The sequence below is a fragment of the Allostreptomyces psammosilenae genome (assembly GCF_013407765.1).
Lineage (GTDB): Bacteria > Actinomycetota > Actinomycetes > Streptomycetales > Streptomycetaceae > Allostreptomyces > Allostreptomyces psammosilenae.
The window spans coordinates 1,179,348-1,202,486 of sequence record NZ_JACBZD010000001.1; the positions used below are offsets into that span (position 1 = coordinate 1,179,348).

The 23,139-nt window shown below is 73.8% G+C and carries 19 protein-coding genes; 16 read left to right on the forward strand and 3 right to left on the reverse strand.

Annotated features, from left to right (window positions below; translation table 11 throughout):
* Window positions 1-120: 120 nt before the first annotated feature.
* The 4 genes from FHU37_RS04610 to FHU37_RS04625 are packed head-to-tail and all read left to right on the forward strand — an operon-like array spanning window position 121 to window position 4,843.
* Window positions 121-1,146: an ABC transporter permease gene (locus tag FHU37_RS04610; RefSeq protein WP_179812946.1), complete on the forward strand. Its 1,026-nt coding sequence runs from the start codon at window positions 121-123 to the stop codon at window positions 1,144-1,146.
* A 1-nt stretch (window position 1,147) separates the two neighbouring features.
* Window positions 1,148-2,386 (forward strand): ABC transporter permease, encoded by a 1,239-nt coding sequence (locus FHU37_RS04615; RefSeq protein WP_179812947.1) that lies wholly within the window; start codon window positions 1,148-1,150, stop codon window positions 2,384-2,386.
* Complete coding sequence (locus FHU37_RS04620; RefSeq protein WP_179812948.1) at window positions 2,383-3,465, forward strand: ABC transporter ATP-binding protein; 1,083 nt, start codon at window positions 2,383-2,385, stop codon at window positions 3,463-3,465. Before FHU37_RS04615 ends, FHU37_RS04620 begins: the two co-directional genes overlap by 4 nt.
* On the forward strand, window positions 3,449-4,843 hold the full coding sequence (locus FHU37_RS04625; protein ID WP_179812949.1) for an oligopeptide/dipeptide ABC transporter ATP-binding protein: 1,395 nt from the start codon (window positions 3,449-3,451) through the stop codon (window positions 4,841-4,843). Before FHU37_RS04620 ends, FHU37_RS04625 begins: the two co-directional genes overlap by 17 nt.
* 61 nt (window positions 4,844-4,904) lie before the next feature.
* Here FHU37_RS04625 and FHU37_RS04630 read toward each other — a convergent pair whose 3' ends face one another.
* The gene (locus FHU37_RS04630; protein WP_179812950.1) at window positions 4,905-5,579 is read right to left on the reverse strand and encodes a response regulator; all 675 of its coding nucleotides are present in this window, start codon (window positions 5,577-5,579) and stop codon (window positions 4,905-4,907) included.
* Complete coding sequence (locus tag FHU37_RS04635) at window positions 5,576-6,697, reverse strand: RecB family exonuclease (protein ID WP_179812951.1); 1,122 nt, start codon at window positions 6,695-6,697, stop codon at window positions 5,576-5,578. The genes FHU37_RS04630 and FHU37_RS04635 overlap by 4 nt, the downstream gene beginning before the upstream one ends.
* 177 nt (window positions 6,698-6,874) lie before the next feature.
* On the opposite strand from FHU37_RS04635, the gene FHU37_RS04640 reads away from it, so the two are divergent.
* The 9 genes from FHU37_RS04640 (at window position 6,875) to FHU37_RS04680 (ending at window position 17,295) form a co-directional block, all read left to right on the forward strand.
* Window positions 6,875-8,107 (forward strand): site-2 protease family protein, encoded by a 1,233-nt coding sequence (locus tag FHU37_RS04640; RefSeq protein WP_179812952.1) that lies wholly within the window; start codon window positions 6,875-6,877, stop codon window positions 8,105-8,107.
* A gap of 91 nt (window positions 8,108-8,198) precedes the next feature.
* Window positions 8,199-9,092 carry a tRNA (adenine-N1)-methyltransferase gene (locus FHU37_RS04645; protein ID WP_179812953.1) on the forward strand — a complete coding sequence of 298 codons (894 nt, stop codon included), beginning with the start codon at window positions 8,199-8,201 and terminating at the stop codon, window positions 9,090-9,092.
* 375 nt (window positions 9,093-9,467) lie between these two features.
* Window positions 9,468-10,271, forward strand: coding sequence for a hypothetical protein (locus FHU37_RS04650; protein ID WP_179812954.1), 804 nt, complete (start codon window positions 9,468-9,470; stop codon window positions 10,269-10,271).
* Between the two features lie 260 nt (window positions 10,272-10,531).
* Window positions 10,532-12,298 carry a proteasome ATPase gene (gene arc, locus FHU37_RS04655; RefSeq protein ID WP_179812955.1) on the forward strand — a complete coding sequence of 589 codons (1,767 nt, stop codon included), beginning with the start codon at window positions 10,532-10,534 and terminating at the stop codon, window positions 12,296-12,298.
* Window positions 12,299-12,659: 361 nt separating this feature from the next.
* Window positions 12,660-14,171 (forward strand): depupylase/deamidase Dop, encoded by a 1,512-nt coding sequence (dop, locus tag FHU37_RS04660; protein WP_179812956.1) that lies wholly within the window; start codon window positions 12,660-12,662, stop codon window positions 14,169-14,171.
* Window positions 14,172-14,456: 285 nt separating this feature from the next.
* Window positions 14,457-14,672 (forward strand): ubiquitin-like protein Pup, encoded by a 216-nt coding sequence (locus tag FHU37_RS04665; protein ID WP_179812957.1) that lies wholly within the window; start codon window positions 14,457-14,459, stop codon window positions 14,670-14,672.
* A 264-nt stretch (window positions 14,673-14,936) separates the two neighbouring features.
* Entirely contained in the window at window positions 14,937-15,782 is an 846-nt protein-coding gene (gene prcB / locus FHU37_RS04670) for a proteasome subunit beta (protein WP_312892418.1), read from the forward strand.
* A 198-nt stretch (window positions 15,783-15,980) separates the two neighbouring features.
* The gene (gene prcA / locus FHU37_RS04675; protein WP_179812958.1) at window positions 15,981-16,742 is read left to right on the forward strand and encodes a proteasome subunit alpha; all 762 of its coding nucleotides are present in this window, start codon (window positions 15,981-15,983) and stop codon (window positions 16,740-16,742) included.
* 145 nt (window positions 16,743-16,887) lie between these two features.
* A complete protein-coding gene (locus FHU37_RS04680) occupies window positions 16,888-17,295 on the forward strand; it encodes a ChaB family protein (RefSeq protein WP_179812959.1) in 408 nt (135 codons plus the stop codon).
* An 81-nt stretch (window positions 17,296-17,376) separates the two neighbouring features.
* Here FHU37_RS04680 and FHU37_RS04685 read toward each other — a convergent pair whose 3' ends face one another.
* On the reverse strand, window positions 17,377-18,450 hold the full coding sequence (locus FHU37_RS04685) for a LacI family DNA-binding transcriptional regulator (protein ID WP_179812960.1): 1,074 nt from the start codon (window positions 18,448-18,450) through the stop codon (window positions 17,377-17,379).
* A 720-nt stretch (window positions 18,451-19,170) separates the two neighbouring features.
* On the opposite strand from FHU37_RS04685, the gene FHU37_RS04690 reads away from it, so the two are divergent.
* The 3 genes from FHU37_RS04690 to FHU37_RS04700 all read left to right on the forward strand — a co-directional run bounded on the left by FHU37_RS04690 (window position 19,171) and on the right by FHU37_RS04700 (window position 23,115).
* Window positions 19,171-20,409, forward strand: a complete 1,239-nt coding sequence (locus FHU37_RS04690; RefSeq protein ID WP_246450245.1) for an MFS transporter — start codon at window positions 19,171-19,173, stop codon at window positions 20,407-20,409.
* Between the two features lie 174 nt (window positions 20,410-20,583).
* Entirely contained in the window at window positions 20,584-21,945 is a 1,362-nt protein-coding gene (gene pafA, locus FHU37_RS04695) for a Pup--protein ligase (protein ID WP_179812961.1), read from the forward strand.
* A gap of 162 nt (window positions 21,946-22,107) precedes the next feature.
* Complete coding sequence (locus FHU37_RS04700; protein ID WP_179812962.1) at window positions 22,108-23,115, forward strand: FKBP-type peptidyl-prolyl cis-trans isomerase; 1,008 nt, start codon at window positions 22,108-22,110, stop codon at window positions 23,113-23,115.
* The last annotated feature ends 24 nt before the right edge of the window (window positions 23,116-23,139 follow it).

Here is a 23,139-nt window from a genome sequence, read left to right on the forward strand (position 1 = left end):
AGGCGGGACGGCGGCCCGGACCGCCCGGCCCGGCCCGGTTCCCCCGGCGCCGCACCCACGCCGCACCCGCCGCGCGCCCGATCCGCGCGGCCCCAAGACCCACCGAGGAACCCCACCACCATGAGCGCATCCGCCTCCGGTGGCTCCCTGCGCCGCTACGTCCTCACCAGGATCGCCCTCGCGATCCCCATGGTGCTCATCCTGCTCACGATGGTGTTCGTGCTGATGCGGGTTGCCCCCGGCGACCCCATCACCGCCTCCGTCGGCGGTCGCCTCACACCCGAGCAGATCGCCGAGCGGCGCGCAGCCGCGGGCTGGGACCGGCCGCTGATCGTCCAGTACTGGGAGTACCTGCGCAGCGTCGTCACGCTGGACTTCGGCACCACCATCTCGGACAGCCGCAGCGTCCGCGACATCATCGTGGAGAACGGCGGAGCCACCCTCACGCTCACCCTCGGGGCGCTCCTCGTCGCCCTGCTGCTCGGCCTGCCGCTGGGCCTGCTCGCCGGCCGGCTCCGCGACACCGGCTTCGACGTCGCCGTCCGGCTGTTCGGCATCCTGACCTACGCCACACCGGTCTTCTTCGTCGGCCTGCTCGCCCAGCTCGCCTTCGGCTCGGTGCTGCCGGTCTCCGGACAGGCGTCGCCGTTCGTCCAGGTCGGCATCGAGCCGGTCACCCGGATCCTGCTGGTGGACGCCATGATCGCCGGCGACTGGAACGCCGTCGGGGACATCCTCACCCACCTGGTGCTGCCGGCCTGCACCCTCGGGCTGCTCACCGTCGGCGTGTTCGTCCGGATGATCCGGGTCAACGTGATCCAGACGCTGCGCGCCGACTACGTCGAGGCCGCCCGGGCCCGCGGCGTCCGGGAGGGCGCGGTGCTGGTCCGCCACGCCTTCCGCAACGCGCTGGTGCCGGTGGTCACCGTCCTCGGCCTCCAGGTCGCCATGCTGCTCGGCGGCGCGGTGCTCACCGAGACGACCTTCAACTGGCCCGGCATCGGGCTGGAGCTGATCGAGTACATCAACCAGCGCGACTACGTGGCGGTGCAGGGCATCGTCACCGTCTTCGCCCTGGTCGTGGTCGTGATCAGCATGCTCATCGACTTCGTCAACGCGCTGATCGACCCGAGGGTGCGGTACTGAGATGGCACAGACGCAACCCGCCCGCACCGCCCCCACCGAGGCCCTGGCCACGGCCACGCCCGGGGGCGCCGTGCCGCCCCCGGTGGCGGTCAAGGTCCGCCCCGGCCGCTTCGCGACGCTGCGCCGGATGTTCGCCCCGATCGGGCAGGCGCACGGCCTGGCCCGGGTCATGCTGTGGACCGGCATCGCGATCAGCGCCTTCTTCGTGGTGCTGGCCGTCTTCGCGCCGCTGATCGCGCCCTACGACTTCGACCAGTACTCCGCCGACGGGCAGCGCTTCCCCAAGCAGGCCGAACCCGGCGGCGACCACCTGTTCGGCACCACCGTGCAGTCCCTCGACGTGCTCTCCCGGGTGGTCTACGGCGCGCGCACCGCGCTGGAGGTCATGGCCCTCGCGGTGGCGCTGTCGCTCTTCCTCGGCGTGCTGCTCGGACTGGTCGCCGGGTACGTCGGCGGCTGGCTGGACCGCGTCCTGGTGCTGGTCATGGACGCCCTGTTCGCCTTCCCCTACCTGCTGCTGGCCATCGTGGCCGCCTTCATGTTCTCCGGCATCGCCGGCGGCGGGGTGGTCACCGCGGCCTTCGCGATCACGGTGGTCTACATCCCGCAGTACTTCCGGGTGGTGCGCTCCTCCACGCTCTCGGCCCGGGAGGCGCTCTACGTCGAGGCCGCCCGGGCCATGGGGGCCCGGCCGCGCACGGTGGTCACCCGGTACCTGTTCGCCAACGTCGTGCAGTCCGTGCCGGTCATCGCGACGATGAACGCCGCCGACGCCATCTCCACGCTCGCCGGCCTGGGCTTCCTCGGCTACGGCATCCAGCCCACCGAGGCCGCCGAGTGGGGCTACGACCTGCAGCGGGCCATCACCGACGTGGGCGCCGGGATGTGGTGGACGGCCCTGTTCCCGGGCCTGGCCATCGTGCTGGTGATCCTCGGCTTCACGCTGGTCGGCGAGGGCCTCAACGACACCCTCAACCCCACCATGCGGGTGCGCCGCCGGATCCGGGTCACCCTGCCGAAGCCCACGCCGCGGCCGGTGCTCCAGGCGCCCGCCGAGCCGGAGGAGCCCTCCGCGCCCGCCGCCTCCGAGCCGGCGGCCCCCGCCGCGATCCCGGCACCCGCAGTGGCCGCCGAGCCGGCCGTGGCTGCCGAGCCCGCCGTGGCCGCCGGGACGTCACCCGCAGCCGCCGAGGGCGGCCCCGAGCCCACCGCCGAGCCCGACTCCCAGGACCGCCGATGAGTACCGCCGCGCACGACCCCGAGGCGCCCGCCGCCCCCGCCGACCCCGTGCTCTCCGTCCGCGACCTGCGCGCCTGGTACGGCACCCCCCGCGGACCGGTGCGCGCGGTGGACGGCGTCAGCTTCGACCTGCGCCCCGGCGAGACGCTCGGCGTCGTCGGCGAGTCCGGCTGCGGCAAGTCCAGCCTGGGCCGGGCCATCCTCGGCCTGCTGCCGCCCGGCTCCGCCACCGACGGCGCCGTCGACTTCCGCGGCACCGACCTGCTCGGCCTGTCCCCCCGCGAACTGCGCGCGCTGCGCGGCCCCGACCTCGGCCTGATCTTCCAGGAGCCGATGACCCGGCTCAACCCGCTGATGCGGATCAGCGAGCACTTCGAGGAGGCGCTCCGCACCCACGAGCCGAAACTTTCCGCCGCCGAGGTGCGGGAGCGGTCGCTGGAGGCACTGCGCGGCATGGGCATCCCGCCGAGCCGCTACCACAACCACCCCCACGAGTTCTCCGGGGGCATGCGGCAGCGGATCATGATCGCCCTCGCGCTGGTGCTCCGTCCCGCCTTCGTCGTCGCGGACGAGCCCACCACCGCGCTCGACGTCCTCGTCGAGGCGCAGATCATCCAGATCCTCGCCGACCTGCGCCGCGGCTTCGACACCGCCCTGGTGCTGATCACCCACAACCTGGGCATCGTGGCCGAGGCCTGCGACCGGGTGGCCGTGATGTACGCCGGCCGGATCGTCGAGCAGGGCGAGGCCCGCGAGGTCTTCGCCTCCCCGCGCCACCCCTACACCCGCGAGCTGCTGCGCTCCACCATCTCGCTCACCACCACCGGCCTGCACTCCATCCCCGGCGCGCCCCCCGACCTCGTCCGGCCCCCGGCCGGCTGCCGCTTCCACCCGCGCTGCCCCGACGCCATGCGGGTGTGCGCCGCCGTGGAACCGCCGGACGTCCGGCTGGCCTCGGGGGTGCGCAGCGCCTGCTGGCAGCAGGCCGTGCGCGTCCCCGGCGCCCTGCCCGCCGAGTACCAGGAGAACGGGCGCGAGCCGCTCGCCGCCGAGGAGATCCGCGTTGCCGACGAAGCCTGAATCCCCCGACACCACCCCGGCCCCGCCGGCCGGTGGACCCGACCGCGCCGCGGCGGCCACCGGGACGACCGGGCCGGCCGGGGCCGCCGCCGAGGCGCTGATCGAGGTCGACGACCTCTCCGTGCACTTCGCCATCCGCAACGGGGCCCTGCAGCGGCTCGGCATCGGCGACTCCGGGGCGGTCCGCGCCGTCGACGGCGTCTCCCTCACCCTGCGCCGCGGCGAGGTGCTCGGCCTGGTCGGCGAGTCCGGCTCCGGCAAGACCACGCTGGGCCGGGCCCTGCTCGGCCTCACCCGGGCCACCTCGGGAAGCATCCGCTACGACGGCCAGGACCTCACCCGGCTCCCCGAACGCCGGCTGCGGCCGCTGCGCCGGCGCCTGCAGATGGTGTTCCAGGACCCGCACGCCGCCCTCAACCCCGCCATGGACATCCGCACCGCCGTCGGGCACCCGCTGCGGATCCACGGCCTGGCCGCGCCCGGGCCGGAGCTCGACGCCCGCGTCGTCGACGCCCTGGAACGCGTCGGCCTCAGCCCCGCCGAGCAGTTCCTGGACAAGTACCCCGCCGACCTCTCCGGCGGGCAGAAGCAGCGCGTGGTGCTCGCCCGCGCCATCATCGCCGGGCCGGAACTGCTGGTCGCCGACGAGCCCATCTCCATGCTGGACATGTCGGTGCGGGCCAAGATCCTCCAGCTGATGCTGGACCTGCGCCGGGACCTCGACCTCACCTACGTCTACGTCACCCACGACCTCGCCAGCGCCAAGTACTTCTGCGACCGCATCGCGATCATGTACCTGGGGCGCATCGTCGAGATCGGACCGACCGAGCAGGTGTTCGCCGAGCCCCGCCACCCCTACACCCGGGCGCTGCTCGCCGCCGTGCCGGAGCCGGACCCCGCTCGCGCCGTCCCCCGGGACCTGCCCCGCGGCGAGATCCCGGACGCCGCGCACCCGCCGCGCGGCTGCTCCTTCCACCCGCGCTGCCCCGTGGCCTTCGAGCGCTGCGGGTGGGAGGGCCGCGACCTGCGGGCGCTGCTGGAACGCCGCTGGCTCCAGGTGCCCGCCGAGCAGTACCGGGCCGAGCGGGCGCTGTTCGCCGACCCCGACCGGATCGGGACGCCGCCGCGCGGCACCAGGGGCGAGGAGCTGTCCTGCGACGTCGCCCCCGCCCGGGGGCACACCGCGGAGGAGCTGCTGGCCCTGCTGCGGCGGGTACGGGAGGAGGACTCCGCCCGGGAGCCGCGGGAGCCGTTCTGGCGCGGCGTCACCGGCGTGCGGGAGGTGGAGGGGCGGGTCCGGGTCGAGTTCGCCCCGGCCGAGGAGCCGGAGCTGCTTCCGCTCGCCGGCCACCGGACCGCCTGCCACTTGCACCGCTGACGGCCGCCGCGCCGCGCCGCGGAAGGGGCCCGGTGCCGGGCGACCGGCACCGGGCGGCGGCTCAGTGCCCGCCGGGGCGCACCAGCCCGGACTCGTAGGCGAAGACGGCCGCCTGCACCCGGTCGCGCAGGCCGAGCTTGGTCAACACGTGGCCCACGTGGGTCTTCACCGTCGTCTCGCTCACGAAGAGCTCGCGGGCGATCTCCGCGTTCGACAGGCCCTTGGCGACCAGCTTGAGCACCTCCAGCTCCCGCTCGGTCAGCGAGGACAGCTCCGCGGGCGGCGTCTCCTCCGCGCCGGACGGCAGGTGGCCGGCGAACTTGTCCAGCAGCCGCCGGGTGACGCTCGGCGCCAGCATGGCATCGCCGTCGGCGACCACCCGGATGGCCTGCACCAGCTCCTCCGCCGGCGCGTCCTTCAGCATGAAGCCGGCCGCGCCGGCCCGGATCGCCTCCACCACGTACTCGTCCAGGTCGAAGGTGGTCAGCACCAGCACCCGGGCGGGGGACGGCGGCGTCTCGGCGGTCAGCCGGCGGGTGGCCTCCACCCCGTCCATCCGCGGCATCCGGATGTCCATCAGCACCACGTCGGGCGCGAGGCTGCGGACCAGTTCCAGCGCCTGCTTGCCGTCCCCCGCCTCGCCCACCACCGCGAGGTCCGGCTCGGACTCCAGGATCATCCGGAATCCGGTGCGCAGCAGCGGCTGGTCGTCGACGAGCAGCACCCGGATCGTCATGATCGTCCTCCGTCAGGTCTGGTTCCCCCGTGGTCCGCGGCCGTGCCCGCGCCCCCCTGCCGTGCCGCGCCCGCGGTGGTGAGGGTGACCGGCACCGGCCCGGGAGCATTCTTCCGCACCGGCAGCGGGAACGGGGGCGGGCTGCCGCCGAACTCCGGGCAGTTCGCCTGGAAACCGCACCAGCCGCACAGCTTGTTGGGCGTCGCCTCGAACCGCCCGCTGGCGGTGGCCTCGGTGATCGCCTCCCACAGCGCCTGCAGCTTGCGCTCCACCGCGAGCAGTTCGCCCTCGTGCGGGTCGTGGGTGAGGACGTCCCCGCTGCCCAGGTAGACCAGCTGCAGCCGGCGCGGAACGCGACCCCGCAGCCGCCACAGCACCAGGGCGTAGAACTTCATCTGGAACAGCGCCTGCGCCTCGAACCCCGGCCGCGGCGCCTTGCCGGTCTTGTAGTCCACGACGCGCAGGTCACCGGAGCCCGGCGCCACGTCGATCCGGTCGATGTAGCCGCGCAGCGCCAGGCCGGAGGGCAGCGTGGCCTGCACCCGCACCTCCCGCTCGGCCGGCTCCAGCCGGTTCGGATCCTCCAGCTCGAACCAGCGCTCCACCAGCTTCTCGGCCGAGGCCAGCCACTCCACGAACTCCGCGCCGTCCATGCCCCGCGGGAACAGACCCGCGAGCTCCGGGCGCTCGGCCAGCAGGGCGTCCCAGCGGGGCCGCAGCAGGGACCGGGCCCGCTCCACCGTCCGGCTCCCGATCGGCGCGTCGAAGATCCGCTCCAGCACCGCGTGCACCAGGGTGCCCCGGGTGGCCGCCGAACTCGGCTCCTCCGGCAGCCGGTCGATCACCCGGAACCGGTACATCAGCGGACACGTCATGAAGTCGGACGCCCGCGAGGGGGACAGCCCTGTGGGCCGCCGCGCCCGGTCCAGCTCGGCCTGCTCGGGCAGCCCGTCCAGCGGCAGCGCCTCCTGCACCGCCGCGGCCTGCGCCGGAACCGCCGCGGCCGGCGCCGGCCCAGTCGGCTCCGGCCCAGTCGGCTCCGGCCGGGCCCCGCCCTCCCCGGGCTCCGCGCCGGCCCGGTCCCTCCCGCTGTTCTCCGCCGTCTGGGTCGCGTCCATGGGGGAGAGCCTAGAGCCAACGGCGGCGGTGCCGGTCACCGCGGCGTCCGCCGGCCGGCCACCCCGCCCCCGCCCGCCCCGCCACCTCTCCCGACCGGGCGCGCGGTCGGGTGGTTACCATGAGAAGCGACCGGCCCAGCCGACCAGGCGCGGGCCGCGCGCACCGGAAGGGACACTGTGACCGAGGCCAGCGGAGGCGACTCGCGACCGAACGGGCGTCCCGACAAGCCGGGCCGTGGCACCCCTCCGGGCGCGTCCGGCGACCCCACCCGGCCCTTCGGTGCCATCCTGCTCGGCCGCCCCTTCCGGGTGCCGGTCTACGTCGCCCCCTCCTGGTTCCTGGTGGCCCTGCTGATCGCCTACGTCTTCGGCGGGCAGATCGAGCAGGCCATGCCCGAACTCGGTGCCCTGAGCTACCTCATCGGGGCCTTCTTCGCCGTCGCCTTCTACGCCTCCGTGCTGGTCCACGAGCTGGCGCACACCGTGGTCGCCCTGCGCTACGGCCTGCCCGTGCGCCGCATCCGGCTGCAGTTCCTCGGCGGGGCCTCCGAGATCGAGCGGGAGGCCGACGCCCCGGGCCGGGAGTTCCTGCTCTCCGGAGCCGGGCCCGCCCTCTCCGTGGTGCTCACCGGCCTGTTCTGGCTCGCCGCCCAGGCCGTCACCGCCGGAACCGTTCCCTACGCCCTGCTCACCGCGCTGATGGCGGCCAACCTGATCGTCAGCGTCTTCAACCTGCTGCCCGGGCTGCCGCTGGACGGCGGCCGGATGCTGGCCGCCGTGGTGTGGTGGATCACCGGCAACCGGATGACCGGCACCGTCGCCGCCGCCTGGATCGGCCGCCTGCTGGCCGTCGCGGTGGTCGTCGCCGTCCCCGCCATCGGCTCGGCGACCGGCGCGGCCCGCGAGTCCGACCTGTTCACCGTCGACGTGCTGATCGCGGTGATCCTCGGCGTCGTGCTGTGGAGCGGCTCCGACGGCGCCCTGCGGCGGGCCCGGCTGCGGGAGAACCTGCCCCGGCTCACCGCCCGCGCGCTCACCCGGCGGGCCGAGCCCGTCGCCACCGACCTGCCGCTCGCCGAGGCGCTGCGCCGGGCCGAGCAGGCGCGGGCCGGCGCCCTGGTCGTGGTCGACGCCGACGGCGCCCCGACCGCCCTGGTCAGCGAGGCCGCCATCGGCGAGGTGCCCGAACACCGCCGGCCCTGGGTGGCCGTCGGCACGCTGGCGCAGCCGCTGGAACCGGCCATGCGGGTGCCGGCCGAGCTCGCCGGCGAGGAACTGCTCGCCGCCCTGCGCGCCCGCCCGTCCAGCGAGTACCTGGTGGTCGAGCCCGGTGGCGGCTTCTACGGGGTACTCTCCGTCCTCGACGTCAACCGCGCCTTCCGCGCGGCCATGGCCCGGCCCCGCCGCTGACACCCCTGACACCAGGACAGCCGCACCCGTCCGGACCCCGCGCGGCGCCGGGCGGGCGGGAGCACCTCCGCCGAGCGGATAGGCTGTGAACATGTCCGAACCGACCGGTGCCGCCCGCCGTCGCGGGCCCTTCCAGGTCGGGGACCAGGTCCAGCTCACCGACCCCAAGGGCCGCCACCACACCTTCACGCTCGAAGCCGGGAAGTCCTTCCACACCCACAAGGGCTCCTTCCCGCACGACGAGCTGATCGGCGCCCCCGAGGGGTCCGTGGTGCGTACCACCGGGAACACCGACTACCTCGCGCTGCGCCCCCTGCTCCCCGACTACGTCCTGTCCATGCCCCGCGGTGCCGCGGTGATCTACCCCAAGGACGCGGGTCAGATCATCTCGATGGCCGACATCTTCCCCGGCGCGAGGGTGGTGGAGGCCGGAGTCGGCTCCGGCGCCCTGAGCACCTACCTGCTGCGGGCCGTGGGGGACAGCGGTTCGCTCTCCTCCTACGAGCGGCGGGCCGACTTCGCCGCGATCGCCCAGCGCAACGTCGAACGCTACTTCGGCGGCCCGCACCCGGCCTGGAAGCTCACCGTGGGTGACCTCCAGGACACCATCTCGGAGACCGAGGTCGACCGGGTCATCCTGGACATGCTCGCCCCCTGGGAGTGCCTGGACGCCGTCTCCAAGGCGCTCGTCCCGGGCGGCCTGGTGTGCGCCTACGTGGCCACCACCACCCAGATGGCCCGCACCGTCGAGGCGCTGCGCGAGCACGGCACCTTCACCGAGCCGTCGGCCTGGGAGACCATGGTGCGGACCTGGCACGTCGAGGGCCTCGCGGTCCGTCCCGACCACCGGATGATCGGGCACACCGGCTTCCTGCTCACCGCCCGCCGGCTCGCCGACGGGGTGACCCCGCCGATGCGCCGCCGCCGGCCGGCCAAGGGCGCCTACGGCGAGGACTACGAGTCCTCGGCCGGTGGCGGCCGCTGAGCCGTCCGGCCCCCGGGGCCGCGGGCCCACCGCGCCCGCCCGCACCATCCGGTCACTTTCCGTGATCACCTCCGCCTCCCCCTCCCGGACCGACGGGAGGGGGAGGCGGTTTGCGGTTCCGTCGGCCCGGCCGCCCCGGCGGACACGCCCCCCGAGGCCGGCTGACACTCCGTCCGCGACTTGTGGCACGATGTGCGCACCGTCCGGACGCCGGCGCGCACCCGCCCGGCTATCCGCGCCGACCTGACGTCCGGCCGACGGGACGGGCCGAGCGGTGCCGACACCACCTCGCGTGCGTGCCGCGCGGGCCGGTCCGCCCGCCGACGGGGGAGGCGGCCGCGCGACCGGAGGCCCGCAGCGCGAAGGAGGCCGAACGTGTCCACGCAGCCCCCGTCCGACAGCGAACCCCGCAGCCCCGGCACCAGCCCCGCCGGCACCGGGTCGGCCCCGTCCGGCGGCGTCGCGGTGCCGCGGAGCGCACACAACCGGCTGACGGCCGCCCTCGTCCTGCTGGCCGTGCTCGGCGGAGCCGTCGTCGCCCAAGCGGCGGCGGGGGGCACGCCGCCCCCCGTCCCCGAGGCCGCCCCGCCGGCCGCGACCCCCGCCACTCCGGCCACTCCGGCCACTCCGGCCGCCCCCGCCGCTCCCGCCCCGTCCGGCCCGGCGTCACCCGCCCCGTCCGGCCCCGCCGACTCCTCCGACGCGGCCGGCGGCGACTCCACCGTCACCCGGCCGGCCGGCGAGGACGAGGCCGGCTCCGCGCCGGTGCGCGCCGCCGCCGAGTGGGACCTGCCCGCGGGCGCCCCCGACCCGACCGCCGCCGAGTACGGCCTGGACTGCGGCGGGGGCGGACTGGTGGTGGTGCACGCCGCCGGCGGCGACCTGGACTCCGACGGCGTCCCCGAGACGGCCGCCGTCCTCCAGTGCGACGCCGCCGGCGCCCCCGCCCAGGGCCTGTACGTGCTCGGCGCCGACGGCTCCGCGGCCCCCCGGGTGGTGGCCTCCCCGCTCACCCCGGCCGACGGCATGCTGCTGGACGCCCCGGAGATCAGCCCGGAGGGGGTGCTCACCGTGGACACCTTCGCCTACTCCTCCGCGGACGTGCCCCGCTGCTGTCCGGACGTGAACGGCTACCGGGTGTACGCCTTCCAGGGCGGCCGGCTCGTCGAGTTCAGCTGAGCGGGGGCCGGCGCGGCGCCCGCCGCGCCGGCGCGCCCCGGCCGAGCTCCCGGCGCGCCGATACCGGATCGATGGCAACTCGCCGCTTCCGCACGCCCCCTGACGGGTATTCCACACCCGAGGGGAAGCATGGCGACCGGACACCGCCCGGCGGTGAAAATCCCCGGCTCCCGATGAGTCTTATGGATCAAGGGGTTTATATCTCCCTGCCTACAGGTAGGGTCTGAGAGCGTCCAGCTCCCCCGGAGGAGGTGAGGACCGTGGCAGCCCACGACGACTACACGAACCCTGGCGGCAGGACTGCTCGGGGCTCCGAGGACCCGGTGGCCCGGGTCTCGGACCTGGAGCAGGAACTCGCCGTCCTACGCCGCAAGCTGGCCGACTCGCCGCGTCACACGAGGCTTCTCGAAGATCACATCGCCGAGTTGCAGACGAACCTGGCGTCGGTCACCGCACAGAACGAACGGCTGGCGAGCACCCTGCGGGAGGCCCGCGACCAGATCGTGGCACTGAAGGAGGAGGTCGACCGGCTGGCCCAGCCGCCCGCCGGATTCGGCGTCTTCCTCCAGGCCAACGAGGACGACACCGCCGACATCTTCACCGGCGGTCGTAAACTCCGGGTGAACGTCAGCCCAGGAGTCGACCTCACCGAACTGCGCCGCGGCCAGGAGGTGATGCTCAACGAGGCGCTCAACGTGGTCGAGGCCATGGAGTTCGAGCGGATCGGCGAGATCGTCACCCTCAAGGAGATCCTGGAGGACGGCGAGCGCGCGCTCGTGCTCGGGCACACCGACGAGGAGCGCGTCGTCCGGCTCGCGGAGCCGCTGCTGGACACCACGCTGCGCTCCGGCGACGCCCTGCTCCTGGAACCGCGCTCCGGATACGTCTACGAGCGGGTCCCCAAGAGCGAGGTCGAGGAGCTCGTCCTGGAGGAGGTCCCGGACATCGACTACACCCAGATCGGCGGCCTGGGCAACCAGATCGAGCTGATCCGGGACGCGGTCGAGCTCCCGTACCTCCACCCCGATCTCTTCAAGGAGCACCAGCTGCGCCCGCCGAAGGGCGTGCTGCTCTACGGCCCGCCCGGCTGCGGCAAGACGCTCATCGCCAAGGCGGTGGCGAACTCCCTGGCCAAGAAGGTCGCCGAGGTCACCGGACGGCCCCAGGGCAAGAGCTACTTCCTGAACATCAAGGGCCCCGAGCTGCTCAACAAGTACGTCGGCGAGACCGAACGGCACATCCGCCTGGTGTTCCAGCGGGCCCGTGAGAAGGCCAGCGAGGGCACCCCGGTCATCGTCTTCTTCGACGAGATGGACTCCCTCTTCCGCACCCGCGGCTCCGGGGTCAGCTCGGACGTGGAGAACACCATCGTCCCGCAGCTGCTCTCCGAGATCGACGGCGTGGAGGGGCTGGAGAACGTCATCGTCATCGGCGCCTCCAACCGCGAGGACATGATCGACCCGGCGATCCTGCGGCCCGGCCGCCTGGACGTCAAGATCAAGATCGAGCGGCCGGACGCCGAGGCGGCCAAGGACATCTTCTCCAAGTACCTCACCAAGGACCTCCCGCTGCACCCGGACGACCTCGCGGTGCACGGCGGCTCCCGCGAGGCGACCGTGGAGGGCATGATCCAGTCCGTGGTGGAGCGGATGTACGCCGAGAGCGAGGAGAACCGCTTCCTGGAGGTCACCTACGCCAACGGCGACAAGGAGGTCCTGTTCTTCAAGGACTTCAACTCCGGCGCCATGATCCAGAACATCGTCGACCGGGCCAAGAAGAGCGCCATCAAGGCGTTCCTCGACCAGGGGCAGAAGGGTCTGCGGGTCTCCCACCTGCTGGCCGCCTGCCAGGACGAGTTCAAGGAGAACGAGGACCTGCCCAACACCACCAACCCGGACGACTGGGCGCGCATCTCCGGCAAGAAGGGCGAGCGGATCGTGTTCATCCGCACGCTGGTCACCGGGAAGCAGGGCGCCGAGTCCGGCCGGTCGATCGACACGGTCGCCAACACCGGCCAGTACCTGTAGGCCGGTACCGGCCAGGACGACCGTCCGGCAGCAGGTACGGCGATGGACGCCGCCACCGGCTCGAGCCCGGCCGCCCCGCGCACCATCCGCACGGGGCGGCCGGGGCGCTTGTGGCCACCGGGCCCTCCACCCGAGGAGCCCGGTGCCGCGCAGGCGCGCCCGGCGCAGCCAAGGGGGCGATTGCGGCGGCAGGTCATGCGCTGATCACCCGCCGCTCGTCGGCGGTGCGTTCTAGGGTGTGTCTGGTCGGCCCGGCAGCCGGGCGGGGCCGGCCGGCCGGCGGCGTCGGTACGGAGAGGGGACGGCACGGGCACGCGGCCGATGCGGCGCGCGGCCTACCGCTCCCGGCGAGGAGGGCCGGATGACGGTGAAGCGAGTGATGGGGATCGAGACCGAGTACGGAATCTCCGTGCCCGGCCATCCCGGAGCCAACGCCATGCTCAGCTCGTCCCAGATCGTGAACGCCTACGCGGCGGCCATGCACCGCGCCCGGCGGGCCCGCTGGGACTTCGAGGAGGAGAACCCGCTGCGGGACGCCCGCGGCTTCGACCTGGCCCGGGACGTCGCCGACGCCAGCCAGCTCACCGACGAGGACATCGGCCTGGCCAACGTCGTGCTGACCAACGGCGCGCGGCTGTACGTGGACCACGCCCACCCGGAGTACTCGGCGCCGGAGACCACCAACCCGCGCGACGCCGTGCTGTGGGACAAGGCGGGCGAGCGGATCATGGCCGAGGCGGCCGAGCGCGCCGCCATGCTCCCCGGGGCCCACCCGATCCACCTCTACAAGAACAACACCGACAACAAGGGCGCCTCCTACGGCTGCCACGAGAACTACCTGATGGCGCGGGCCACCCCGTTCGCCGACATCGTCCGCCACCTGACCCCCTTCTTCGTCTCCCGCCAGGTGGTCTGCGGCGCCGGCCGGGTCGGCATCGGCCAGGAGGGCGGCGCGCACGGCTTCCAGCTCAGCCAGCGCGCCGACTACTTCGAGGTCGAGGTGGGCCTGGAGACCACCCTGAAGCGGCCGATCATCAACACCCGGGACGAGCCGCACGCCGACGCCGAGCGCTACCGCCGGCTGCACGTGATCATCGGGGACGCCAACCTCTCCGAGGTCTCCACCTACCTCAAGCTGGGCACCACCTCCCTGGTGCTGGCGATGATCGAGGACGGCTTCATCACCCAGGACCTCTCGGTGGAGCAGCCGGTGCGCAGCCTGCACCGGGTCTCCCACGACTGGCAGCTGCGGCACGTGCTCACCCTGAAGAACGGTCGCCGGCTGACCGCCGTGCAGCTCCAGATGGAGTACTGCGAGCTGGCCCGCAAGTACGTCGAGGAGCGGCACGGCCTGGAGGCCGACGAGCAGACCCGGGACGTGCTCGACCGCTGGGAGGACGTCCTCACCCGGCTGGAGTCCGACCCGATGAGCCTGGCCGGGCAGCTGGACTGGGTGGCCAAGCTGGAGCTGCTCCAGGGCTACCGGCGCCGGGACGGGCTGGACTGGGACTCCCCGCGGCTGCACCTGGTCGACCTGCAGTACTCCGACGTGCGTCCGGACAAGGGCCTGTACAACCGGCTGGCCGCCCGCGGCCGGATGGAGCGCATCGTGACCGAGGAGGAGGTGCGGCGGGTGATCCACGAGCCACCGGACGACACCCGGGCCTACTTCCGCGGGCGCTGCCTGGACAAGTACGCCGACCACGTGGCCGCGGCGTCCTGGGACTCGGTGATCTTCGACCTGCCCGGTCGGGAGTCGCTGCAACGGGTGCCCACCATGGAACCGCTGCGCGGCACCCGGGAGCACGTGCAGGGCCTGATCGACCGCTGCCGGACGGCCGAGGACCTGGTGCGCGCCCTCTCCGGCGGCTGAAGCGGTCGCCGGCGGGGCAGGCCGCGCCGCCGGCCGCGGCGGGCTCCGCACAGGTGACTCTCCATGCCGGGACGATTCGCCGAGAGTGAACGTCGCCGGCCGGGGGAATCAAAACGGTGGCCACCGGACGTTGTACCGATGGACACTGCGGAGGCTCGATCTTCAGGCTTCTACACGTTTCAGGACGCGGCAGGAACGCTGCCGGACGTACAGGGCCCGGCGCACACGCCCCCGAGCAGGGCGTGGGCGGCCGGGCATGGATCGCAACCGAGCGGGGTGAGGGACATGGCGACCAAGGACACCGGCGGACAGCAGCGAGCGAACCGTACCTCCGAGGAGGTCGAGGAGACCGCCGAGGAGACCCGGCAGTCCTCGGACCTCCAGGAGCGGCAGGAGAAGCTCTCCGAGGACGTGGACTCCGTGCTGGACGAGATCGACGACGTCCTGGAGGAGAACGCCGAGGACTTCGTGCGTTCCTTCGTGCAGAAGGGCGGCGAGTGACGGCCGGGTGAACCCGGCGCGCTCGTGACCGTGCGCGAACCGCGGGGAAGCACGCCGCCTCCCCGCGGTTCGGCACACCCTTCGCCGCGTCTCGCCCTCCCGCGGCGGCCGTCTCCGACCGGCGGCCCCGCGGGCCATGTGGATCTTCCGCGTGGTGCGGGTAGGGTGCGCTCGTACTCCGCTCCGGACGGCTCCGCCGAGCCGGACCTGTTCAACGAAAGAGTGATCCACCGTCCCCCGGACGGCGGAACTGGAAGGAGTCGTGTGGCAGCCAACCCCGACGGCACCGGGGGTCTTCCGAGTGCCTTCCTGACGCCCGGCATCTCCTCGTTCATGGAGTTCCTCGACTCCTACCGGCCGGACCTGCTGCCGGGCAACCGGGCGCTCCCGGCGACGCCGGCCACGGTGGAGGCCCCGCACGGCACCACCATCGTCGCCGCGACCTTCCCCGGCGGCGTGGTGCTGGCCGGCGACCGGCGCGCCACGATGGGCAACCTCATCGCCCAGCGCGACATCGAGAAGGTCTTCCAGGCGGACGAGTACTCCGCCGTGGGCATCGCCGGCACCGCCGGGCTGGCCGTGGAGATGGTGCGGCTGTTCCAGTTGGAACTGGAGCACTACGAGAAGATCGAGGGCGCGGTGCTCTCCTTCGAGGGCAAGGCCAACCGCCTGTCCGCGATGATCCGCGGCAACCTCGGCATGGCCATGCAGGGCCTGGCCGTGGTCCCGCTCTTCGGCGGCTACGACCTCGAACGGGGCGCCGGCCGCATCTTCACCTACGACGTCACCGGTGGGCGCTCGGAGGAGCCGGGCTACGCGGCCACCGGCTCCGGCTCGGTCTTCGCCCGGGGCGCGCTGAAGAAGCTCTACCGGCCCGACTTCACGGCCGAGGAGGCCACCACCGCCGTCGTCCAGTCGCTGTACGACGCGGCCGACGACGACAGCGCCACCGGCGGCCCGGACCTCGGCCGGGGCATCTTCCCGATCGTCGCGGTCATCACCGAGGACGGCTTCAACCGGCTCAGCGACGAGCAGGTCGGCGAACTCGCCCGCACCATCCACGCCCGACGCCTGGAGCGGCCGGACGGCCCGCGGGCCGCCCTGATGTGACCGGCGCGGCACACGCCCGAGCCCGACCGAACCGGCCGCATCCCGGCCGACCCTCCCTCCTCGCCCACCGTCCCGCCTCCCGAACCCCACCGGCCCCTCCCGCACCGTCTCCCCGGAGCGGCGGGCCCACGGTGAGCGCGGCGGGGCAGGCGGACGGGGAGGGGCTGACGACAGACCGAGTAGGAAGGACAGCCGTCGGTGTCGACGCCGTTCTACGTCTCGCCCCAGCAGGCCATGGCGGACCGCGCGGAGTACGCCCGCAAGGGGATCGCCCGAGGTCGCAGCGTGGTGGTGCTCACCTACGCCGACGGCATCCTCTTCGTCGCGGAGAACCCCTCGCGGGCGCTGCACAAGATCAGTGAGATCTACGACCGCATCGCCTACGCGGCGGTCGGCAAGTACAACGAGTTCGAGAACCTGCGCATCGCCGGCGTCCGCTACGCCGACCTGCGCGGCTACCAGTTCGACCGGGCCGACGTCACCGCGCGCGGCCTGGCCAACGTCTACGCCCAGGCGCTGGGCAACATCTTCTCCAGCGGCGCGGAGAAGCCGTACGAGGTCGAGCTGCTGGTGGCCGAGGTCGGCGCGGAGCCGGAGGGCGACCAGATCTACCGGCTGACCCACGACGGCTCGGTGGTCGACGTGCAGGGCGCGGTGGCGATCGGCGGCAACGCCGAGCAGATCACCGGCTACCTCACCCGCCGCCACGAGCACACCATGAGCACCAGCGAGGCACTGCGCCTGGCCGTCGCCGCCCTGGGCCAGGACGGCAACGGGGGCGCCGAGCGCACGCTGACCCCGGAGCAGCTGGAGGTCGCGGTTCTCGACCGCACCCGGCCGCAGCAGCGGAAGTTCCGCCGGCTGCTCCAGGCGCAGCTCACCCGGCTGCTGGCGACCGAGGGCGAGGGCGCCGCGGAGTCCCCGGCCGAGGGCGGGAAGGCCGACCCGGGCGAGGAGTGACGCCCGGTCGGGGAGATCCGACCGTGGACGACAGGCCCCGGGGGGACGGCGCACCGGCCGTCCCCCCGGGGCCGTTTTGTCCACATCCTCCCGGGCAGGCGATGTTGGGACAGCGAACCCGGCGCACCAGCGGGAGGCGAACACCATGCCTGGACGCGAGGAACTGCCCAGCACGATCCAGCGCTCGGACTCCAAGGCGCAGCGCACCTGGATCAAGGCGCACGACTCGGCGGTGCAGGAGTACGGGGAGGGACGGCGGGCCCACCAGACGGCCTTCGCGGCGCTGAAGCACACCCACGAGAAGGTCGGCGACCACTGGGAGCGCAAGGCCGGCGGCCGGAAGGGACCGTCCGACGAGCGCGCCGCGAAGCCGCGCCAGCAGCGCGGGCCGAGCACCGCCGGGGGAGTGGACGCCAGCGCCCCCAAGCAGCACCTCTACGACCTGGCCAAGCGGCTGGAGATTCCCGGACGCTCCTCGATGGACAAGGGCGAACTGGTCGAGGCGATCCAGAAGGCCAGCAACCGGCGGACGGCCAAGGCCCGCCAGAAATAGCGGCACGCCAGACGGGCGGCGCCGCCCGGGCGTACTCCCGCCCGGGTGCGGCGCCGCCCGGGCGTGTCCGGCCGCCCGCGCTCAGACCGGCGGTGGCGCGGTCGAGCCGCGCACCTTCAGCCGCACCGGCAGCACCACCCGGGCGGGCAGCCCGCCGTCCAGCAGCCGCAGCAGGGCGGACATGCCGTGGGCGCCGAGCTCCTCGGCGGTGAGCCGCACCGTGGTCAGCTCCGGGTCGAGGGCGCGGGCGATCGCGATGTCGTCGAACCCGGTCACCGAGACGTCGGTGGGCACTGCCAGCCCGAGCAGCCGCGCCGCCTTGCAGGCGCCGGCGGCGACCAGGTCGTCGTCGCAGACCAGCGCGGTGGGACGGGGGTCGCCGTGCAGCACGCTCAGCGCGGCGTCCCGGGCGCCGGAGACCGACAGCGGGGTCCGGGCGCTCCAGCCGTGGACGCCGGCCTCGGCACACCGGGCGGCGAAGGCGGTCGCCCGCTCCCGGAAGGTCCAGGAGTCCACGGCGGCGGCGAGGTGGGCGATCCGGCGGTGGCCGAGCTGGGTCAGGTGGTCCACCGCCTGCCGGACGCCGTCGGCCACGTCGTGGGTGACGGTGGCCACGCCCGTCTCGCCCGGCTGCGCCGGGGCGCTGTCCAGCATCACCAGCGGCAGCCCGCCCCCGGTGGCGCCGCCCGCGGTGGCGCCCCCGTTGCCGCCGTCCACGCCCCGGATGGCGGCCAGGGCCTGGGCGGCCATGGAGGAGGCGATGACCCCGTCGACGGCCTGCCGGGCCGAGGGGAACGGGTCCCGTGCCGGGCCGATGCCCTCCGGAGAGGGGTACAGCACCAGGCCGAAGTCGTGTTCGGCGGCCACGCGGGCGGCGCCGGTGTAGACCTGGGCGAAGAACTCGCTGGTGAGCGACGGAACCACGAGCAGCGCGGTGCGGGTGCGGCCCAGGCGGAGGTTGCGGGCGGCGATGTTCGGCCGGTAACCGAGTTCGTCGGCGGTGGCCCGCACCCGCTGGGCGGTGCTCTCGGAGACCCGCCCGGACCACTTGCCACCCATCACCAGCGACACCGTCGCCTGCGAGACTCCGGCCGCCCGGGCCACGTCGCGGCTGGTGACCCGTCCGGCGGAGGGCACGGGGTCGTCGGTGGACATGCTGGCGGGAACTCCTCGGACGCGGTGGGGACGGACCCGACAGTACCCGCAGATTCGGACACGTCCGCCGCACTGGTCACCCGTTCGAGGCCGTGCCACAATCGGTCCCGGCCAGTTATACGTACTACCTGCGAACGCGTGGCGCCACTCCGTCGGCCGCCCCATGCGAGGAGCCCCTGCATGTCCACCAACACCGTGTCCGTGGGGAACGATAGCCATCCCTCGGCCAGCGCGTCAGCCACCAAGCCGGCCGCGGCACCGGCCAAGGGGGCGGCCACGCCCCGCAAGGGGGCGGCCGCCAAGGGCTCGGCGACCGGGAAGGGCGCCACCGGCAGGGGCGCGGCCGGCAGGGGCGCCACCGGCCGGGCGGGCGCCGGCGGGAAGGGCGGGGCCGGGAAGTCCGCCGCTGGGAAGTCCGGCGCCCGGAAGTCCGCCGCCCCCGCCAGGGGCGGCGTCAGGAAGGCCGGGTCCGCCCCGGCCAGGGGCGCGTCCCGGAAGCCCGCGGCCCCGGCCAGGAGCGCGGTGACCAGGCCGGGAGCGCTCGGCGCGGGCGTCGCCGCCCGGCGCGGCGCGGGCGGGAAGGCGGCCACCCCGGCCAAGGTCGCCCTCGCCAAGGGCGCCCCGGCCAAGGGCGCCCCGGCCAAGGGCGCCCGGGCCAAGGGCGCCGCGACCGCCCCGCGCCCGCCCCAGGACCAGGACACCGCCCCCACCCCCGAGGGCCTGGCCGGCTACGTCGCCGTCGCCCGCGCCCCGCACGCGTTGCGCCTGCTCGGCGGCACGCTGACCGGCCGGCTGCCCACCGCCATGGCGGCACTCGCCATCGTCCTGCTGATCCGCGCGGACGGCGGCGGCTACACGCTGGCCGGCGCGCTCTCCGCGGTCTACGGGGTGGGCTGCGCCATCGGCCAGCCGGTGCTCGGCAGGATCGTGGACCGCCGGGGCCAGACGGTCGTGATGACGGCCGCCGCCACGGTCTCCGCGGTGGGCTTCGCCGTGCTGGCCGTGGTGGGCGCCGACCCACTCTGGCTGGCCGTGGTCGCCACCGCCGTCGCGGGCCTGGCCACGCCGCCGCTGGAGGCCGGCCTGCGCGCCCTGTGGCCGGACGTCCTCCGCGGTGACCAGCGCGCCGTGCACACCGCCTACTCGCTGGACGCCGCCGCGCAGGAGGTGATGTTCACCTGCGGCCCGCTGCTGGTGATCGCCGCCGGCGCCCTGGTCTCCCCGTCCGCCGCGGTCTTCGTCACCGGCCTGATCGGGCTGGCCGGCACCTTGATGGTGGTCACCGCCGCGCCCTCCCGCGCCTGGCGCGGCACCCCGCACACCGGGCACTGGCTGGGGCCGCTGCGCGTCGGCCACCTGCGCCTGCTGTTCGGCGCGCTGCTCTTCGTCGGCATGGCGCTGGGCTCGATCAACGTCACCGCCGTGGCCTGGGCGGAGGAGCGCGGAGCCGGCGACTGGTCCGGCGTGGTGCTCGCCGCGCTGGCGCTGGGCGCGCTGATCGGCGGCCTGGCCTACGGCGCCCGCTCCTGGACGGGCGACGCCGACCGCCGGCTGCGCATCCTGGTGGGCCTGCTGGCCATCGGCTACCTGCCGCTGGCCATCGCCCCCGGACCGGTCGGGATGACCCTGCTGGCGGTGGTCGGCGGCCTGTTCCTGGCGCCGGTGATCGCCTGCAGCTTCGTGGTGGTGGACCGCTGGGCGCCGCCGGGAACGGTGACCGAGGCGTTCTCCTGGGTGGTCACCGCCTTCGGCGTCGGCACCGCGCTGGGCTCGGCGGTCTCCGGGCCGGTCGGCGACGCGCTCGGCGTCGGCCCGGCGTACCTGGTCGCGGCGGCCTCCGGCACCGTTGCCCTGCTGGTCCTGCTGGTCGGCGGGCGAGGGAGCCAGAGGGCCGCCGGTGTCCGGACTGAGGTGGGCCCCTCCTTGCCGGTTGCGGGCAAGGAGGGCGAGCGAGCGTAGGGAGGAACGACCGGAGCGCAGTCGACGACGTGGGCCCCTCCTGCCCGAAGGCGGGCGAGGAGGGCGGAGGACACCGGTTACAAGGCCCGGCGGCGAACCGAGCCCATGAGGGGGCGATCACAGTGTGGGCGGCCAACCGGTTTCAGCCGTGCGCTGAGTGCGCAGAGTTCAGTCATGGACCGCCGCATCTTCGGGCTGGAGAACGAGTACGGCGTCACGTGTACGTTCCGGGGACAGCGCCGACTGTCTCCTGACGAAGTGGCGCGGTACCTCTTCCGCCGTGTCGTCTCCTGGGGCCGCAGCAGCAACGTCTTCCTGCGCAACGGCGCACGCCTGTACCTCGACGTGGGCAGCCATCCCGAATACGCCACCCCCGAGTGCGACTCGCTGACCGAACTCGTCACACACGACAAGGCCGGCGAGCGCATCCTGGAAGGTCTCCTCGTGGACGCCGAGCGGCGCCTGCACGAGGAGGGCATCGCGGGCGACGTCTACCTCTTCAAGAACAACACCGACTCGGCCGGGAACTCCTACGGCTGCCACGAGAACTACCTGGTGGCGCGGCACGGGGAGTTCTCCCGGCTGGCCGACGTGCTGATCCCCTTCCTGGTCACCCGGCAGCTGATCTGCGGGGCCGGCAAGGTCCTGCAGACCCCGCGTGGCGCGGTGTACTGCGTCAGCCAGCGCGCCGAGCACATCTGGGAGGGGGTCAGCTCGGCCACGACCCGCTCCCGCCCGATCATCAACACCAGGGACGAGCCGCACGCCGACGCCGAGCGGTACCGCCGGCTGCACGTCATCGTCGGCGACTCCAACATGTCCGAGACCACCACGCTGCTCAAGGTCGGCTCCACCGACCTGGTGCTGCGCATGATCGAGTCGGCCGTGGTGCTGCGCGACCTCGCCCTGGAAAACCCCATCCGGGCCATCCGCGAGGTCAGCCACGACATCACCGGCCGCCGCAAGGTCCGCCTGGCCAACGGGCGCGAGGCCAGCGCCCTGGAGATCCAGGAGGAGTACTTCACCAAGGCCGCCGACTTCGCGGACCGGCGCGGCATCCGCACCGGGACCGTCGCGCAGGTGCTGGACCTGTGGGAGCGCACCCTCACGGCGGTCCGCACCGGCGACCTCTCCCTCGTCGACACCGAGATCGACTGGGTGATAAAGCACAAGCTCATCGAGACCTACCGGGCCAAGCACGGCATGGAGATGTCGCACCCGCGGGTGGCCCAGCTCGACCTCGCCTACCACGACATCCACCGCCGCCGGGGCCTGTTCTACCTCCTACAGCGGCGTGGCCAGGCCCGGCGGATCACCACCGACCTGAAGGTCTTCGAGGCCAAGTCCATCCCGCCGCAGACCACCCGCGCCCGGCTGCGCGGCGACTTCATCCGGCGGGCCCAGGAGCAGCGCCGGGACTTCACGGTGGACTGGGTGCACCTGAAGCTCAACGACCAGGCGCAGCGCACCGTGCTGTGCAAGGACCCGTTCCGCTCGGAGGACGAGCGGGTGGAGAAGCTGATCGCCGGGATGTGACGGATGTCGGGCTGGGACCGGGAATGTCCGGTCCGCCGGCCGCCCGAGCCGGATTCACACGCACACAGCAAGACCCGCCGACGGGGGCCACTCACGTACAGTGGCCCCCGTCCCGTCTTCCCCGCCATACCCCCGAACCCCCAACCACCCGAGGACTTTCCCGTGCGCCGACTCGCCGCGCTCGTCATCGCCCCCGTGCTGCTGCTCGCCGCCGCCTGCGGCAGCGAGGGCGAGGACGAGACCACCGCCACCGCATCGTCGTCCCCGTCCGCCTCCGCCAGCACCGCGCCGGTGCCCGAGCTGGTGGAGCTGGCGGCCGACGCCCCGACGCCGACGGTGGAGGGAGAACCCGGCGAGAAGCCGACGATCTCCGTGCCCGACGCCCAGCCCGACGGGAACTTCTCCTACAAGGTGCTGACCGAGGGCGACGGCGAGGCGGTGCAGGACGGCGACTACGTCACCTTCCAGCTGGCCGGGTTCAACTGGACCACCGCCCAGGAGATGGAGGGCTCCACCTACGAGACCGGTGGCGCCCAGACCACCCAGATCGGCGCCAGCGCCCAGCAGCAGGTCATCCCGGCGCTCGGCCAGCCGATGCTCGGCCAGCCGGTCGGCAGCCGGGTGCTCGTGGTGGCCCCGCCGACCGCCACCTGGGGCACCAACGGCAACGAGCAGCTCGGCGTGGCCCCCGGCGACACCATGGTGTTCGTGCTGGACATCGTCGACCGGATTCCGTCCACCGGCGGCGCCGAGGGGGAGATGGCCGAGTCCGAGGCCGGCATGCCGACCGTGACCATGGGCGACGCCGGCCCGCAGATCACCGTCCCCGAGGGCGAGGAGCCGCCGACCGAGCTGCGCCAGCAGGTCCTGATCGAGGGCGACGGCCCGGTCGTCGAGGCCGGCCAGCAGCTGGTGGCCCAGTACACCGGCGCGCTGTGGAGCGACGGCTCGGTCTTCGACTCCTCCTGGGAGCGCGGCAGCGCGGCCACCTTCGGCATCGGCTCCGGCCAGGTCATCGCCGGCTGGGACGAGGCCCTGGTCGGCAAGAAGGCCGGCGACCGGGTGCTGCTGGTGATCCCGCCGGACAAGGCCTACGGCGACCAGGAGAACAACGGCATCCCGGCCAACTCCACGCTCGTCTTCGTCGTGGACATCCTCGGTTCGTTCTGACGCCCGGGCTCCGGACGGCGAACG

Coding starts and splice junctions, on each gene's coding strand:
- FHU37_RS04610 (WP_179812946.1), top strand. CDS start 121: ATGAGCGCATCCGCCTCCGGTGGCTCCCTGCGCCGCTACGTCCTCACC.
- FHU37_RS04615 (WP_179812947.1), top strand. CDS start 1,148: ATGGCACAGACGCAACCCGCCCGCACCGCCCCCACCGAGGCCCTGGCC.
- FHU37_RS04620 (WP_179812948.1), top strand. CDS start 2,383: ATGAGTACCGCCGCGCACGACCCCGAGGCGCCCGCCGCCCCCGCCGAC.
- FHU37_RS04630 (WP_179812950.1), bottom strand. CDS start 5,579: ATGACGATCCGGGTGCTGCTCGTCGACGACCAGCCGCTGCTGCGCACC.
- FHU37_RS04635 (WP_179812951.1), bottom strand. CDS start 6,697: ATGGACGCGACCCAGACGGCGGAGAACAGCGGGAGGGACCGGGCCGGC.
- FHU37_RS04645 (WP_179812953.1), top strand. CDS start 8,199: ATGTCCGAACCGACCGGTGCCGCCCGCCGTCGCGGGCCCTTCCAGGTC.
- dop (WP_179812956.1), top strand. CDS start 12,660: ATGACGGTGAAGCGAGTGATGGGGATCGAGACCGAGTACGGAATCTCC.
- FHU37_RS04665 (WP_179812957.1), top strand. CDS start 14,457: ATGGCGACCAAGGACACCGGCGGACAGCAGCGAGCGAACCGTACCTCC.
- FHU37_RS04680 (WP_179812959.1), top strand. CDS start 16,888: ATGCCTGGACGCGAGGAACTGCCCAGCACGATCCAGCGCTCGGACTCC.
- FHU37_RS04685 (WP_179812960.1), bottom strand. CDS start 18,450: ATGTCCACCGACGACCCCGTGCCCTCCGCCGGACGGGTCACCAGCCGC.
- pafA (WP_179812961.1), top strand. CDS start 20,584: ATGGACCGCCGCATCTTCGGGCTGGAGAACGAGTACGGCGTCACGTGT.